Source organism: Corynebacterium casei LMG S-19264 (genome assembly GCF_000550785.1).
GTDB lineage: Bacteria > Actinomycetota > Actinomycetes > Mycobacteriales > Mycobacteriaceae > Corynebacterium > Corynebacterium casei.
The window spans coordinates 2,499,183-2,515,721 of record NZ_CP004350.1 but is presented as its reverse complement, the minus strand read 5'-3'; the positions used below and the strand labels follow the sequence as shown (position 1 = coordinate 2,515,721).

General features: G+C 61.0%; 7 protein-coding genes. 3 read left to right on the top strand and 4 right to left on the bottom strand.

The genetic code is table 11. The annotated features are described in order from the left end of the window. Positions 1 to 52: 52 nt before the first annotated feature. Together lanKC and CCASEI_RS11485 are read right to left on the bottom strand one after the other, a co-directional pair. Positions 53 to 2,584 carry a class III lanthionine synthetase LanKC gene (lanKC, locus tag CCASEI_RS11490; RefSeq protein ID WP_025388061.1) on the bottom strand — a complete coding sequence of 844 codons (2,532 nt, stop codon included), beginning with the start codon at positions 2,582 to 2,584 and terminating at the stop codon, positions 53 to 55. A gap of 97 nt (positions 2,585 to 2,681) precedes the next feature. Beyond that, the gene (locus tag CCASEI_RS11485; RefSeq protein ID WP_025388060.1) at positions 2,682 to 4,469 is read right to left on the bottom strand and encodes an ABC transporter ATP-binding protein; all 1,788 of its coding nucleotides are present in this window, start codon (positions 4,467 to 4,469) and stop codon (positions 2,682 to 2,684) included. 1,175 nt (positions 4,470 to 5,644) lie between these two features. Between CCASEI_RS11485 and CCASEI_RS11475 the strand changes: the two genes are divergently transcribed. The 3 genes from CCASEI_RS11475 to CCASEI_RS11465 all read left to right on the top strand — a co-directional run bounded on the left by CCASEI_RS11475 (position 5,645) and on the right by CCASEI_RS11465 (position 11,804). Further along, on the top strand, positions 5,645 to 6,274 hold the full coding sequence (locus tag CCASEI_RS11475) for a hypothetical protein (protein ID WP_009885244.1): 630 nt from the start codon (positions 5,645 to 5,647) through the stop codon (positions 6,272 to 6,274). Between the two features lie 1,025 nt (positions 6,275 to 7,299). Continuing rightward, positions 7,300 to 9,240 carry an AAA family ATPase gene (locus CCASEI_RS11470; RefSeq protein WP_025388058.1) on the top strand — a complete coding sequence of 647 codons (1,941 nt, stop codon included), beginning with the start codon at positions 7,300 to 7,302 and terminating at the stop codon, positions 9,238 to 9,240. Further along, positions 9,237 to 11,804, top strand: coding sequence for an AAA family ATPase (locus CCASEI_RS11465; RefSeq protein ID WP_025388057.1), 2,568 nt, complete (start codon positions 9,237 to 9,239; stop codon positions 11,802 to 11,804). The genes CCASEI_RS11470 and CCASEI_RS11465 overlap by 4 nt, the downstream gene beginning before the upstream one ends. A 289-nt stretch (positions 11,805 to 12,093) precedes the next feature. Here CCASEI_RS11465 and CCASEI_RS11460 read toward each other — a convergent pair whose 3' ends face one another. Both CCASEI_RS11460 and CCASEI_RS11455 read right to left on the bottom strand, forming a co-directional pair. Then, positions 12,094 to 15,594 carry a DEAD/DEAH box helicase gene (locus CCASEI_RS11460; RefSeq protein WP_025388056.1) on the bottom strand — a complete coding sequence of 1,167 codons (3,501 nt, stop codon included), beginning with the start codon at positions 15,592 to 15,594 and terminating at the stop codon, positions 12,094 to 12,096. After that, positions 15,587 to 16,387, bottom strand: a complete 801-nt coding sequence (locus CCASEI_RS11455; protein WP_196776656.1) for a Hachiman antiphage defense system protein HamA — start codon at positions 16,385 to 16,387, stop codon at positions 15,587 to 15,589. Before CCASEI_RS11455 ends, CCASEI_RS11460 begins: the two co-directional genes overlap by 8 nt. Positions 16,388 to 16,539: the final 152 nt, after the last annotated feature.

Sequence of the window (16,539 nt, the reverse complement as noted above, 5' to 3'; positions counted from 1 at the left end):
TCGGTCTCACCGGCCATGCTCTGGAATGCAAGAATCTTGTCCACGATTAAAGTCACCTCCTCTCCATTCTCGATCCGTCCGTCCCAGGTAGGAACGGAACACCTGACCAGCGGCCCTGGACTGCGGACAGCCCACCGAGCACACCTGCAGAACCGGTCAGGAAATCACAGGACAACCGGAGATTCTGGTTCCCCCGGATGAGTAGGCCCTCCCCGAAGGGGACTGCGTGCAGCTGGAGCGATCGCATGTGAGATTCGAGAACCTCTCTCGCGCCAGAGTGCATCTCCGGGTAGCGGGCAAGCATTGTGATGAAGCCCGTGAGGCCGTGGGCGAAGCCGCCCTGGCCGCACTGAAAATACGTCGAGGCAAGGCGAAGCTTGTCGAGCTCCTGCGTGAATCTCGGCGACTCGCTGATGGCGTTGAGCTCTTCAATGGCCAGGGCTACGCCTGCCGAGCCAGTGCCCAGATAAGGCAGGGTGCGCCAACCCTCGTCGAGTTCAATGGTGCCGTTGAGAGTCTCGCCGCACGCACTGAGGTCGCGCTCGATCGCTCGTCTCGCAAGATCCTTGTACTCGGGTCGCTGAGCATGGCGTCGGAAAGCAGTTGTCCAGAAGAGCGCCGGGCCGCTCCAGCCGTGGAGAAGGCCTGCCACCGGGGTCTCAACGTCGGTCTCGAGCAGTCGGCTCAGTGCGTCGGACGCGGCCTCTATCTCCTTGGCATGGACACTGTCTCGGGACAGCGCGCCTAGCCCGACTCCTGCCCAGCCCGACCAATAGGTGTGGTCCGAGGGCGGCGCAAGGTCAAGCCGCTCCACCTCGGCGGCCAGAGCGTGGAAGCCGATCTGCTCGAGGCCGTACTGGATGCCTTCTCTTCCCTTGAAGCCGCTAGAGCGGATTTGAGAAAGCCGTTCACGAATCCATCCGGTGGAGCGGCGGATCAGTCGATCCTCCAGTGGTACTCCTGAGACGGTTAAGGCCGCCAGCACTCCGACGATCCCGTATGGATAGCCGATCCTGGCTTCGTCTCCTCCCTCCTCGAACACTTCAATGTCCGAGGGAACCGGGGCAAGCGGATTCTCGAGGTCGATCGTCGAGAGGATAGCCGTCGCAAACCGTCTCTGCAACTGGTCGATCTCCAGCGGCGGCATCGTCGGCCTAGCCGATTCAGAATGAGGGAGCGCCTCGACGGTGTTCCGGAGAATTCGGGCAGCGGCTGCCTCCGGAACTCCGAGCTCCTCCTGCCCGAACGCTACTAGATCTACGATCTTCTGGTGGTTCCCTTGGTCGGCGATCGTCGCCTGCGGGAGCACGAGGTCCAGCTCGACGATGCCCAGCGACCATCTATCAGCTGCAGCTCCCGTCAGGCCTTTGGATGGCTCGTATCCGGGTGCACCGTTTGTGCTCCGCCACCGCTCGTCCATCGCATGGGCGAACTCGAGGTCGATGAAGACGGGGTGCGCACCGTTTCTCATGATGATGTTCTTTGGATGGATGTCGCCGATGAGCCAGCCCTTACGATGGAAGGCACCGATGGCGGCCTCGAGGCGCCCGATCGTTCTCTCAAGCCATTTGAGGTAATCGGGCTCCTGCAGAGTCCAGGGTCGCGGTTTGAGCACCGGCGTCCGCTTCATCCACTCGCGCTTGAGGTCGAGCCCATCGACATGCTCTTGGACCAAGAACATGTGCTCCCAGTGCCGGAAGATTCCATGCACCTGCGGGACGAATCCGGTTGATGCGAGGTCCTGCAACACTCGGTTCTCGTGTGCTAGGCGGTCAACGGCGTCGAGGCCGTCGTCGTCGACGGCAGTGTGGGGTCGTGCCTCTTTGAGGACGACATCGGTCCCGGCTCCGACAAACTCGTTGGTCAGAGCCCGAGCCAGGTAGACTCCTCCTCCGTTGGAGAAATGCAGAGCCTTGACCATTTCGAACGGGAATTCAGGCCCACCCGCCTGGTCCCTCTGCTCGCTCAGGAACGTCGGGAAGTCGAGCCAGGCGGGGGGCGTGAAGGCAGGCTCCCTGGGATCCTCGACCTCTGTACCGTCGGGAGCAATGAGCGTCGTGACGAAGGTGGTCTCCGAGTTCGACTGTACGAACGCACCGTATCGATAGAAGATTGGGCCGGTTCCCCATCGTCGATCAGAGAGAATGTAGGGCCCCTCGAGGTGTCCGATGGTCGAGTCGAGGTCGCGCAGGGTCTTCTCGAACTGTTCGACGGATTCGGGATAGACGGTGACAAACTTCCCCGACGATGCCCGGTTCGCGTACTTGCTGTTCTGCGACTTGAAGTCCGCCTCGGTCGACAGGTGCTTGAAGGGAATGTCGTGGCGATAGCAATATTCAGAGGCTGCGCGGAGGACTGCTGCGCGATTACTTCTCGTCGCTGAGAGATGGATCTTCCAACCCTGGCGCGGCAATCGCCTATCGGACGGGACGTAGACGGTCCATGGCTGACTCCTGGTGACGGTCCACTCGGTGAGTTGGACGATGTCTGAGCCCAGCGCCGGGGACGAGCCCGCATTGTCAGCTGGCTGATAGAAGGGCTTCCCCGCCTGACAGTAGTGCAGGTAGCGAGTGTCGAGCGGCATCTGTCCGTCCTCCCCTCTAGGCGTAAGAGTAAGGTGACTACCCAACTTAGCAGCCGGATCGCATCTTGGCAACCCTCCCGTTCGTGGGAGCTCTGGTTCAGTCGGGATCGCTGGTGATGAACTGCGTGCGGGCGAGGCTGAGGTAGAGTTCCGACCGCCCGAGCAGCTCGCGGTGGGTTCCGGCATCCCGGATCCGACCCTCGTCGAAGAGAATGATGCGGTCCGCGTCGGCGATCGTTGACAGGCGGTGGGCGATGACGAGAACGGTCTGGTCGTCGCCAGACCGCATCACGTCTTGGATCGCCGATTCGTTCCTACCGTCCAGGTGAGAGGTGACTTCGTCAAGGAGAAGGATCTCCGCCTGGGAGAGTATGGCCCGCGCGAAGGCCAGGCGCTGGCGCTCGCCACCGCTGAGGCGCGACCCTAGCTCGCCGACGCTCCTGTCAAGCACTTCGCGTGCCTGTTCGTGCTCGGCTAGGAGGCCAACTTTCCAGAGAGCCTGCGCACAGGTCTCGTCGTCGGCCGATGGAGCGTTGAGGCGCAGGTTGTCGCGGATTGTGCCGGACAACGCTGCTGCGTCCTGGTCGACGTAGGCGACGCGCGAGCGCACCTCGTCGCGGGACATCGATCCCATGTCGCGCCCATGGATGCGAATCGTTCCCTCCGTGACGTCGTAGAATCGCTCGATGAGCGAGAAGACCGTGGTCTTCCCGGCCCCAGAAGGCCCCACGAGCGCCGTCACAGCGCCCGGAGCAGCGGCGAAACTTACGTTGTCGAGTGTCAATGCAACGGGCTGGTTCGACGCCCGCGTCAAGGAGTATGCGAACGAGACGGTGTCGAACTCTAACGCCGGCGAGTCCAGCCGAGGGCGGACGGCCGCCGCCGCTTCCTGGTCGGGACCTGGGTCTTCGATCGGCTCTCTCTGAAGCTCAAGAATTCGCGAGAGCGCCCCGAAGGCCTCACCCAGCGTGGAAACGATGGTCGCCATCATCGTGATGGGCGTGACGATCAGCATGAGATACATGATGAATGCGGCAAGATCGCCTGTTGACACGGCTCCCACGGAGACTCGGAGCGCACCGATGCCGACGACCACAACGATCAAGAGCTGAACTGCGACGCCGGTCGTGGCTTGGATGATCGCCCGCAGATTGGCGGCTTCAAGCCCGGCTCGCCGAACGGCCGCCGCCTGTTCCTGCGCTCCCAGTCCTTCTGCCTTGGTTGCTCTCGCCGCGCGGATCGTCTTGATGGAGCCGATCGCTCGAGAGAGGTGCCCGGCGAGCGTCCCGATCGAGTCCTGCATGCTCAGACCGATGGGGCGCGCCTTCTCGCCCAGTTTGTAGACGGCGATCGCCACGACGAGCACAGCGACGAGGGCGAGCGAGAGTAGGAGAGGGTCGATCGTCGCCATCATCACCACCGAGACGATAACAGTGGCGCCCCCCACCGCCAGGTCGATAATGCCGGACGTCAGAAGCATTCGCGCCGCAGTGACGTCGGAGGTGACTCTTGAGACGATGTCGGCTCTGTCGTGTTTCTCGAGTCTAGGAATTGGTAGGTTGTAGATGAGTTCGACGAGGGCTACTCGGGTGTCGTAGGCGAACCGCTCTCCGGCTCTCTCGATGAGCAGTTCCTTCATTCCTGTCAACCCCGCGCCGACAATAAGCAGGCAAACGATGAGCATGGGCAGACCGATGGTGATTCCGCCGCTGAACTCGTCGACGACCCTGGAAACGAAAATAGGTTGGATGGTGGAGATCCCCGCGGCGCATATTCCGATTAGCAGCGCCCACCATAGCACCGCCTGGTACGGTCTCATCACGCCGAATGCTTGCCGGAATCCTGCAACTCGTTTACGGTCGGCATTGGCTTTCCTCCTGCGCATATGGCTCCTTTTTCTACGAACCGGTCCTGGCAGTTTTTTGACCGCACTCCAAGCACAGGCCAAGACTCGCGTGTTGGCCCGGCATGTGAGCATCAGAAACACGGTGCCGCTGACCCCCGTGCGTTGGCAATCGATGAGCACGGGGAGTCTCGTAACGAGGGGGACCGGATCAGTCTTGCCAGACGATCATGTGGCCACGGTGGCCAAACGGCCGCGTCTAGAACCGGCACCGACACCTCTTCATTACGGCGGCACCGTGGTTGATGGCCATGGCGAGAGACGTCACCACCCAGTTGAGGTGCCTCTATATATTCGTGGGGCCCTAACGACTGGTCACTGGTCCTGGATAGTGGCAGCTTGTATCAATAGACTCGCGCGGAGGCCGTTCAAGAAGTGGGCACCTACAATGGCTAGACGAGCGAGGTAATGCCTCGTGCGGGCGTAGGCAAATAGCTGGATCGCACCTCCCATCAGGAAGTACGATCCAGCCACGCACGCGGTTTCTAGTGATAGAACTACCTGCGAACGAGGTGCCAAAGTCCATTGTCGCCCTTGATGCATTTCAGCTTGGGAAGATCTGGCCGAACTGATTCGTAAACGACCCTGACGGCGTTGCAGCTTCCCTGATCGTGAAATGTTCTAATTACCTCCCCCCAATCAATCTCAGGTTCGACCTCTGCCGGGGCGGCCACCGATGCAGGCGCAACGTGCGCTGTAACAGACTGAGCCGCGGGCTCTGATGCAAGGGCCGTCGAGCCGCCGAAGGTCACCAATCCAAGACTCGTAAAAGCTGAGATCAGGATCGTAGCGAGCCGTCTCATGTCTCCTCCTTGAGTGTGTGCTGAGTGCGATAAGTGAGGTGCCTCACTTAATCGAAGCCTACGATCGTGTAGAGTCCACGTCAAGGCCACCGTTCAGAGCAGACTTGCACGAGCCTCGCTCGCGCCAGGCGGGCGGTGGATCGTTTGGGACTGCGAGCAACAGTTCTTAATGCGACTAATTAGAATGCGTGAAGGTCTGCTCCCTGATGGACATGCAACGTCGATGTCAACCACGAAGGTCGCAAACTACCTGCGATCAAATACTCTAGGCAGAAGCTACTTTTGGCCATCCCGTACTTACGAAGACGGAGCGCCAGGCGAGGCTGGTGCGAGTGAGATGAAGGAGCGCGAAAGATGAAATCCAGCACAATGATCCTATCGGCACCAGCTACCTACGCCGACGCAAAGCTAGTTGCCGAGCAATTTCGTGAGGATGCATCGGTGTTTGCCACGGCGGTTCTAGGGCGAAACTCTGATGGGAAACTCGAGAAGGTATCTTGCACGGCGCCTCCAATCGTCGAACAGGCAATGAGGGGCGATCAAGATCCGGGCAGCATTAGCGAAATAGTCAAATCTGGTCTTGTAGGACCTTTTGTCGAACTCATGTCGGGTCCGCTAGGGCCGATATTCGGCTGGAGTGCGGCGCCCCTTATTGCGCCAGAGAAGCTCGATTCGCAGGATTTAAGGCAAGATTTTACTCAATTGGCTGGAACTATACAGCCTAATCAGGCTCTGGTTCTTGCCGAGTCGGAGGATCCCAATTTTGACATTCGTGGCTATGACTCAAGGATCAGGATTGCAAAAATTCCAAGCAATAGTGTCCTAATAGAGTTGAGCGCCATTCTGCTCCACGCAGATAAGGCAATTGCTGTAGCTCGAGAGAGCCTCAGGGAAGATAGGAGGATCCAGAGGTCGACCGAAGATCAGGGGTTTTTACCTACCTTCCGGATGCAAATTGATTCGTTGATAGAGTTGGGTTTCTAAAGCTCGTTGTGACCGGGGCTTGAGGCGGGGGCAAGCCTGCTCCAGGGTGGTGCTCGCGATGCTAGGATTGTCCGCCGCTTCGCTCTCGCTCATTAGTGACCACAGAACGTGCCGGATTGGTGAGCGTTGGCGATCGGACGTAAGCAGGTGGCTGAGGGTGGGTCGCCAGCGTCTTGAGAGCCAATTGGGTGGCTTCAACTGGAGCCTGTTTCTTGGCACAATGACCCTCGAGCGCGTCGGCCGACAGATGTTGGTCGACGTCCCTCGTTGCCGGATTCCCAGGCGCCGTCGAGTACGTCCCGTGACACGACTTGCGCAGCATTGAGACCACCACGTTGATAGACTTCCAGCGGCTTGGCTTAGCCGCGTACGTAGCGAGAGCAGCTCGGCTGATCGTCCTCCAACGTGCCTGTGTTTAATACTGAACGCGTTGAGTGTGCCGAGCGCCGGAGGTAAACTTGGGCTGTGCGACAACAGCGTTGGAGCCGGTGACCGTTAGCTTCGATCGCGAGTGGCACATAGATGGCACGAGCGGCCATTGGAGCTGGAGGAGCCGCAGGATTCTCCGCCTCTCATCAGGGAGGACGAGGACTGGGCGTTCTGAAAGATCAGAGCTTGCCCGAGGCCCGAAAAGGCTGATGGAAGGCCCGGACCTGCGGGTTTCTGCAGGTCCGGCCTCCTTTTCGTGTCTCCGTCCGAAGGACTGAGGACAGCACCGATGAACATCATTACCCGTTCGGTATGGCACGGGGTGTCACGAGCGCACCTTCCGGTCAAGCGCGGGGTCGGCCGGTCGAGAGCCTTGCCGTGCGGATGACTTGTCAGCGATGCCCATGCGGAACGACAGCACCGAGTGCGCAGAGATGCATCGCTGAGTCGGACCTAGCCGGTAGAGTTCGTCAATGAGCCACGAGGTTCCAGAGCCGACGCTCTGGGGGCACCCATCGAGGCTAGGACCAGCTGAGCGTCGACGCCGCCGATCGAGAGGATGCGACTGACCAGCGCAACGGATCGGGGGATGCTGCATGAGGCTTGTTTCTGCACGAGTGCGTGGTGCCGGCCGGCTCCTTGATACCACGATCAAGCTAGACCAGAAGCTTGTCGCAATCGTTGGGCCAAACGAGGCAGGTAAGACGACGCTCCTCAGGTCACTTGCCTATGTGGACGCCTCCGACGCTCTCGGACCCGCACAGCGGTCGCGCGCATCGACGGGCATCGCCGACTCCACCCCGGTCGTCAGCTTGCGTTACCGCGTCAGCGACGAGGACCGTAAGGAGTTGGAGGACCTTGAACTCGAGGACACTCCAATCGAATTCTTCGTTAGTCGTCGTGCCGACGGTGATGGACCCAACTTCACTGTCAAGCCCGCACCTCGCAAGTCCGAGGCGCAGCTGAAGCAACTGGCAGCCGACCTGGGTGAATCCCTGTCAGCAATCAGCGTCTTAGAACCGCTTCCCATCGAAATGGCCGAGGAAGACGAAATACCAGAGCCCCCGGATGGTTCGCCGTTGCTCGATGAACTTCGCCTGCTGCGACAAGATCTCGATACCCACCTCGCTAACCCGCTCGGGGAGCGAGAACCGATTGACGCCTTGCGCGAACGCGCTGACAAAGACGTCGAGGTATTGAGTGCATTCGCCGAAACCGACGTTCTGCAGCGACTGCTTCTCTCACTCGGAGCGTGGGTTGATCGTGAGGACCCCACGGAGAGGACCGAGAAGGCACTCTGGAATCTCACCCCCGACGTAGTCATGTTCACTGAGGCCGACCGCACGCTGGCTTCTGCCTACACCCTTGATGACGCACTGCTTGGCGACGTGCCAACAGCGCTTGCGAACCTGGCGCGATTGGCCGGACTTGACCTGAATGCTCTAACCCAGGCCGTGCAGACCGGACAGGTATCCCGACGAGACACAATCAAGAACAAGGCGAACATCACACTCGGCAACTACTTCAAGAACGCATGGCAGCAGTCCGACCTAAAGGTCGAACTCAACGTCGAGAACAAGCTTCTCCGAATTGGCATCGTCGAAGACGGTGTACACGCATCCGTGTTCGACGAACGAAGCGCTGGGTTGCGAATGTTCGTCGCTTTGAACTCTTTCCTTGCTGCGCGAAACAGTGGACGCGCGACGATCCTCCTGATCGATGAGGCGGAAACCCGCCTTCACATCGACGCGCAGGCCGATCTCGTGCAGATGTTCGCCAAACAGGACAAAGCCGACAAGATCATCTACACCACCCACTCGCCGGGCTGTCTACCCGCCGATCTTGGTGTCGGTATCCGAGCCGTCGTGCCCGACAGCGACGAGACGAGCCACGTAGAAAACAGCTTCTGGCGACAAGAGGGCGGCGGGTTCACCTCCCTGATGTTCGCGATGGGTGCCTCGGCCGCAGCATTTACACCAGCACGCTGCGCGGTCATCGCGGAAGGCGCCACCGACATGATCCTCCTCCCGACCCTAATGCGCGCCGCCATAGGACAAGACAGTCTGCCGTATCAGGTGGCACCTGGCCTCTCAGAGATGCCGAAGGACTCGTACCCGGAGCTCGACTTCCAGGCGGCTAGGGTCGCGTTCCTCGTCGACGGCGACGGCGGGGGACAAAGGCTCGCCGAGACGATCGGTCGCGCCATACCTGGTGACCGGATTGTCGCCCTCGACGTGCACGGCATTGAGAACACCCTGGACTCGGATCTCTACCTGCACACTTTTACCGCGCTGCTCCGCGACGTCAACGCCGGAGTCACCATAGGTGAACCACCAAGCCTGCCCGATGCGACGGCAGCACCGTGGTCCACGACTCTGGAAGCCTGGGCTGCCAGTCAGGGATGGCGGGCACCGACGAAGCAGGAGATCGCGAACCACCTCATTGAACTCGACGAGGTGGCCCTCAGACCGCAGGGTATCCTCGCCCTGAAACAGGCGCATGCTGCGCTACTCACCGCTTTGGGGATCACACCGTGACACTCGCGAACGACCTGGCGACCTGGGTGGCTGAACGCACCGACTGGCAGAAGGATGCCGTCGGGCGCTTTTGCCGGAACGAGAATCTGTCTGAAGACGCCGTCAACGAGATCGCCGATCACCTGATCGCAGGGACGTATCCATCCGTCGCCGCCATCACCGCTGCCGATGTCCCTGGTACCTCCGAGAGCGGAGAGTCGATACGGCTGTCAGCCGTAGCCGACGTGGAGGGCGTGAACGCGCTCATCACGGGCCAGCGGTTGACCTTCGCCAGCAAGGGCCTGACGATCATCTACGGCGACAATGCCAGCGGGAAGTCCGGCTACGCCCGTCTCATTCGGCAGGCCGTTACTGCCCGAATCAAGGGTGATCTTCTCGGTGATGTCTTCGCAAAGAGCGTGCACGATCAGAAGGCAGTCTTCGAGTACGTGGTTGGCTCTACGGCTACGACCTGGGCGCTCACACAGGGGACCAGCCGCGATCTGTCATCGGTACGGTTCTACGACGAAGAGTGCGGCGACGCCTATGTCACCACAGCCTCAGAGATCAGCTATCGCCCATCCGCGCTTACTCTGCTCGATCGGCTCTCGGCCGCGTGCGATCAGGTGCGGCAAGCTCTCTCACAGCGCCTGAGTGACAATGCGGCGCTCCGTATGGAACTTCCGCTCCTTGGGGAAGGCACGAAGGCAAAGCAGTTTCTTGATCAGCTCAGTGCTACCACCACGCGTGAGCAGATCGACGAGGCCACGACGCTGTCCCCGGATCACGACGTATCGCTCTCCGCCAAACTGCGGGAACTCACGCGCTTGCAAGCCAGCGATCTTAATGCAGAGAAGACACGCCTCGCTCAGCTCGCAGCCCATTGGGCGACAGTCAAGAGTCATAGCGATCAACTGGCTGAGGCCGTAACGAACCAGTCGTTCGACAATGTGGCCGCGCTCGCGAAAAGTGCAATCGATCTCCGAGGGGCGGCAAAGATCGCGTCAGCGAAGAACTTCGACGCCGAGCCATTGCCTGGTGTCGGGTCGGCGACGTGGCGGGCCCTCTGGGATGCGGCACGTCGGTATTCGACGACCGAGGCGTATCACGAACACGACTTCCCAGTCACTACCGATGACGCCGTGTGTGTTCTATGCCAGCAACCGCTGAGCCCGGATGGATCAAACCGATTGGGGCGATTCGATGCCTTCATAAAGGACACCACCTCGCGTGATGCCGATGCTGCCGAGCGTCGCGTCATTCAGCGTCGCGATGAGATTGCTCGTCTCCAGTCCGCGCCGGCGGCTGTGACTACCGCCTTGAGCCAGCTGCAGGCTGGTGGCGAGGATGTCACAGCAAGCCAGACATGGATGACCGAAGCGGCAACGGTCGCCACTGAGATAGTAGCGTGGGTTGACGGCACCAGAGAGGAGCGTCCGACGACCTCTGGAGTGGCTCCGGGCACAACCATCGGCGAGAGGCGACAAACGCTGATCACCGCCAGCGCGAATATTGATTCAACAAGCTTCAACGATTCTGTCCGAGCGCTGAAATCCGAGGTTGCCGATCTCCAAGCGGCAGAGCAATTTGCGAAGGCCAAAGATAATCTTGTCAAAGAATTGGTGCGGCTCCAGGCGAGAACCAAGATTGAAGAAGCTCGCCGACTCACTGACACTACTGGGATTACCCGCAAGGCAACGGCCTTAACCACGGCTTACGTGACGAGCATCGTTCGAGACCAGTTCACTCACGAGACTGAGCAGCTTTACTTGCGCCGGGTCACACTCGCTCCCACTAAAGGTAGACGCGACGTCACGCTCCAGCATCGGCCCCGTCTACTCGGAGCCATCTTGGACGCCGATATCGACGATGTACTGAGCGAGGGTGAACAGACCGCTCTCGGGTTGGCCGGATTCCTCACCGAAGTCGAGTTTGATGAGTCGAAGTCAGCCGTTGTGCTCGACGACCCTGTGTCGTCGCTCGACGCCAGCCGCCGTTCCCGCGTGGCCCGCCGCCTCGCGGAACTGGCACGGTCGAGACAAGTCGTTGTTTTCACGCACGAGGCAACTTTCGTGAACGCCCTTAACAAGGCGGCACGGGACCTTGGGGTCGACGTCGCTGAGCGCGCAATTCTACGACAGGGCGAGCGTCCAGGGCTAACTGCTGACAAGCATCCTTGGAGCGTCAAAGACATCCCGTCGCGGATCAACCACCTGGAAGCCGAGATCGCACGACTCAAGAAGGAGCGGGGCCAGCTCGACTCCGATGAGTACACGCGGCGTGCTCAGGAGTGGGGCGGGCGGTTGTCTCAAGCATGGGAACGCGTGGTCAACCTCGATGTTGTGAACGAGCTGGTGGATCGCGGTACTAACGAGGTGCGGCCACGCATGTTCAAGATGCTCGTAGGAATCACGGAACAAGACGACAACGACTACCAATCTGGCTACGCTAAGGCATCGGAGTGGGCGCCTCGCCACGATCAGGCCCCCGAGACCAACTTCACCGCACCGGAGCCCGACGAACTCGAAGCGGAGTTGGTCCGCTTCAAAGAATGGGTCAGAAGGATTAAGGGTTATAAGAAGTGAGACTTGGAGCATCCTCGTGCGCAGGTCGACTACCTGGCTCTTCGTGATCCGCTCGTGTACTCCTACACCGTCATTCGATGCGCACCGAACGGACGGGTGAATAGACACCATGCTCACGCTGCACGCTCAGGCAGCCCCATTCCTACTCCAGAGGCACCGCCCTGCGGCCCCGGACCAGGATCCCTGTCCAGATCCGCTGGGTAGTGGTGTCAGGCAAAGCATGTGGTATCCGTTGCAATCCCATTGTCCCGTAGAAATCCGAACATGATCTGAGAATCATGCAACACAGTTACGCATGAAGGTCGGATGGGCCTCGATAGCGGAGTTCGACGCTGTTGGCGGCGTTCGTCCCGGTGACTATGAGCAACCCGCGCCTTTTCGGATTGAGTGGTTCCTCAAGCGAACCGGCTCGTCGACCGTCCGCGGCTTGGAGGATGGTCTCACCGTTCGCAAGGGACACGGCTCGATAGGGAGTCCCGCTACTCGGCTGGTGATCGGGAAGCCACGTCACCGCGGCATCCTCGACTGTGTTGATCCAGGTTCTCTCCGGTGCAGCAGCGCCACGGCTGATGAAATCGACCCAGAGATCGTGCGATGACACGGTCGGCCAGTGCGGGTCGTTCGCATGTTGCCGCACCTCCTCCGAGTTCAGCCACTGGTGAAGCTCCGACACGGTTGTGAAGGTGCCGCGTCCGGCTGCGATGGCGGCGAGGGCACCGGCTCGGGAGGAGAATCCGGCCTGCATGAGCAGCGCGGCGGATCGGTTCAGCGTCCCTGTCTCTAGCGATGCAACTGCGAGCCCGTGCTCATCGGCGAGGAACGCCCAAAGACCGTTGACAGGCTCTTCGTGGGCGGTCGCTCGGACCCGGACCGCTTCCAGCGCCCATGGAAGCCGGTAGGCCAGCGAATCCTCGATGAATTCCAGCGTGTCCGTGACCTCCTCTCCCGCAATCTGCGTGGCATCCTCGCCGCGAAGCCATGCGGCGAGGATGCCTTCCCACTGCGGAGGAAGAGTGCGGGGCGCGAAGGGGTAGATGTCGAATGCGATCCCAGCGAAGCTGGTCAGGGCGTCGATTGCGGCACCGGGGTCGCTGATTCGGATGCCCTCGTCGGCGTCGCGCAGGTGCTGCTCCAAGATGCTGGCGTGCTCATCGAGTTGGCGTCCGGTCTCGAGACCGACCCCGGCAAGGAAGTACCCTCGGCGCTGCGCCGGGGTCGACTGGCTCCAGAGGAAGCGTGCACGCGCGGTCAGGCCGGCTCGAAGCGCTGTCTGAACGGGCTCCTGCCGTCGAGCCAAGCTTCTGGTCCAAAGAGACGAGGCGAGCACGTCATCGAGAGCCCCCTCGATTCCGTCCTCCGCTATCGCGGAGTCGTTGAGCAGACTGAGGAGGGCGTTGTCGAGGCTAGCGAGCTGCGAGCGCCACGCAAATCGGGAGCGCTCGGCTTCCTCCTCGCTCTCGGCGGCGACTTCTGGGTAATCCCACGCCGCTGCGCCGGCGACGTATTCCAGCAGCGAGTCCAGGTCCCGGAGACCGTGCTTGGCCTGCATCCGGGCAAACAGGTTCGCCACCAGTTGCAGTAGGCCGCTTTCCATGTCGCGCAGAGCGGTGTCCTTGACCAACTGCCCCCAGTTCCGCCTCCCTCGGGACACGTCCTTGAAGATTGGGTGGACGACGAGGCCGACGGAGTCTACGAACGCTCTGCCGGCTCTGCCGACGATGTTGCGGAACTCAGACGCCTTGATCAGTTCTCGGTTGCGCCAGAGGCTGTGCATTACGAGCGCGCTGGCTGAGAGATTTAGTCCCTGGGCGAGGGTCGGCGAAGAGACCGTGACCTTCAGCGCCCCTCGCTGCAGCAGCCTTTCGACCTCTCGTCGGTAGGGTGCGGGCAGCGATCCGTGATGAATCGCTACGCCGAGTCTCAGACAGGCGAGGATCGGGTGATCTCGGCCGAACCATTCCTCTCCGATCGTGATGGCCGAGGCGAGGTCGCCCGGATCTCCTTCGAAGACACTTCGCAGTGCTTCCCGTGTATGAAGGTCGACGATGACTCTGGCAAATGCGTTCACCGATAATTTGAGTGGGCAAAAGATCAGGACAGTCTGCCCGTCGTCGACGAGCCGCCAGGCGGTAGCCAGCGTCAGCTCCTGCTGATTCTTGGGGAAGGGCGTCTTCCTGCGACCGATCGGTGGAACTAAGGGTTCGAGGAACCGGGGCACGAAGGGCTCCTCGTCTCCCACGATGATGCTCAGGCGGGCTCGATCGCCTTGCCAGATCACTTCGCCATAGCGAAGCTTCGTCGGCCGCCACGAGCTCGCGATGAGACCGTCGGGCTGGTCATCGGTGAGCCAGTTGACGAAGTCCTCGACTTCATCTCCGTCTGGCAGTATCGCCGAGAGGCAGATGATACGTCTGGTAGCCGCATCCCCACGGCGCAGCAGTCGTTGGATCTGAACTTCGTATCGGACCTCACGTTCATCCGCCCCGATCATGTGCCCCTCGTCGAGGACGACAAGCCCTACGCTGTCGAGGAGTGTTGGGTCGTTGCGCAGGGCGAAGTCGAGCTTCTCGGGAGTAGCGACGACGATGTCCCTCTCTCGCAGCAAATCCTCGTCGGCGCTGCTGGCCCCGATCGCGCCGTATAAGGATGAGACGGTCTTCCCCAGAGGGGTGAAAGTGCGTTGCAGGGCGGTTTCGGTCTGAGCTGACAGCGCCCGCAATGGGGTTACGAACACAACCCGCCGGCCCTCGGCTAGGCATGCGAGGATGCAAAGCTCGGCAATCCGGGTCTTGCCGGCGCTCGTCGGAAGAGACAGCACCAAGTTCTCGCTGGTATTCAGCACCCGCTCTGCTGCGGCGAGCTGCGACGGCCATAGGTCGATCTCCGAGCGTCGCCTCCGGAAGAGGGATGCGATGAACGTCGCACGCAGTTGTGCCCAGTCGCCACCACCACCGTCGGTTGGGGCGTCCGGGAGCAGGCGATGGAAACTGGCCTCCCACAGACCGCGAAGCAGGTGAATCGCAAGTCGATGGCACCACCACTGCGGAACCATGTTCAGTTCGCCGGCGGCTCCTAGACCGACCTGCAGCGTGCTGAGGGCCTCATCCAGCAGCGCTTGCTCGCCCCGTTCGAACGCAAGCAGCGCCATGCTGATCGCACCGACGAACGCGTCCGTCAGTGCGAGGTCGACGACGTCAACGACATCGGTGTCGCCGCTGTCATCAGCCTGGTCCTCATCGCTCGTCGGCTCGAGGAGCCCGCGCAACGTCTCAACCAGGTTGGCGTCTGCTGCCGCGTCCTCGTAGCGGTGGCTCAAGATGAGCGCAGCCAGGGTGTCGAGTTCTCTGCGGATGATGTGGATGAGGGATCGCTCGCCAATCGTGACTTCACCGGAATCGAGCGCTGTCTGAAGCAGCGAGTATGCACGCGCGGAGTAGCCGCCGAGGTGGTAGGCGGCTGCCGCGACGACGCGGTGGAAGCCTCGTTCGCGCGAGTTGGGTCCCCTCGCGATCACTGATTCGATGGCTGTGGCTGCGCCCTCAAAGGCGCGTTGGGCGAGGCTGCGCGATCCATTCGCCTCCACGAGGCGCAGCCCCAGGCTTAGGAGCGAGTAGCCGTAGGAGAGAAGGTCGTAGCTGAGCAGCTGGTCGAATTCGGGCGCGTCCTCTGGCAGGACACCGTCCCGCCAGATCATCGACCGGGCTTCTCCTCGCGCGAGAAGCTGTTCACGAAATCCGGGTGCAGTCGCCTGCCCGATCGCTGCCTCAATCTCATCAACTGTTTCAGGCATCAGCGATCGCCTTGGAGTACACCTTCGCGATGAACGCCTGATGCTTTGAGACCTGCAGACCGACGGCGAGACGCTTTACACGTCCCCGGTACGCTGTCGTATTTGCGCGGAGGAGGGCCCTCGGATCATTACCAGTGAAGGTAAAAAGCAGTTGGACCACCTGCCGTTGACTGATTCCAGAAATTAACTGGGCGTCGTCGATGAGCTCCGCCAACGTGTGCTCACCGAGTTCGTGGAGTCGGTCAGCGACGAAGCTGAGAGCATGAGGTGATGGTCGTCCCCGATCGCGCTTAAGTGCATCATCTGCGTCCGTGACCGTTGCAGTTCCGAGCCTTGCACGGCTCTTTGCCTCACCCTTCAATAGTTCCAGCGTTCCGTTCGTACTCGCGCGCACACCAATCAAATCATCGCCACGCATCGACATCTCGCGGTGGTCCTTCCACCGCAGCCGCTCCACCACTCGAAAGCCCAGTTCAAGCGTTGCGTACTGCGCTCCGATGATCTCTCCGAGGTCGCCCGAGCGGGTGCGCTTGCTTGTAGGAAGCTTTCCCTTCAGGTACTTGGCTGCTTTAGGTTTCCCCAGCTTGGCGAGGATCGTGGCGACGCGATCCGGATCCGTGTATTGGTTTGGGATCTGTGACGCAGCCCAGTCGACTCCCGATCCGATGGTCGCCGATGGGGCAACCATGTGCACCATCGAGTGCCGATTAAGCGGCTCGTGTGTGGAAGTCGTCCACGATGAAAGTGGTGCCATGTCATCAATGGTGCCAGAGGTCTCAGTCTCTGAACTCAATGGTTGACCTTTGGGGCGAGGGGGACGCGAGCTTGCTGCTCAGCTGGCGAAGGGGTGGCAGACGCGGCATGTGGTACTCCGAACGATGGGACGAGCAACCGACCCACCTGGGAGGGGCACTTAACTGGAGGGAGAACGTGCGACGTGCTGCC

Excerpts from the sequence above, each read along its gene's own strand:
- lanKC (WP_025388061.1), bottom strand. The coding sequence starts at position 2,584 with ATGCCGCTCGACACTCGCTACCTGCACTACTGTCAGGCGGGGAAGCCC.
- CCASEI_RS11485 (WP_025388060.1), bottom strand. The coding sequence starts at position 4,469 with ATGCGCAGGAGGAAAGCCAATGCCGACCGTAAACGAGTTGCAGGATTC.
- CCASEI_RS11475 (WP_009885244.1), top strand. The coding sequence starts at position 5,645 with ATGAAATCCAGCACAATGATCCTATCGGCACCAGCTACCTACGCCGAC.
- CCASEI_RS11470 (WP_025388058.1), top strand. The coding sequence starts at position 7,300 with ATGAGGCTTGTTTCTGCACGAGTGCGTGGTGCCGGCCGGCTCCTTGAT.
- CCASEI_RS11460 (WP_025388056.1), bottom strand. The coding sequence starts at position 15,594 with ATGCCTGAAACAGTTGATGAGATTGAGGCAGCGATCGGGCAGGCGACT.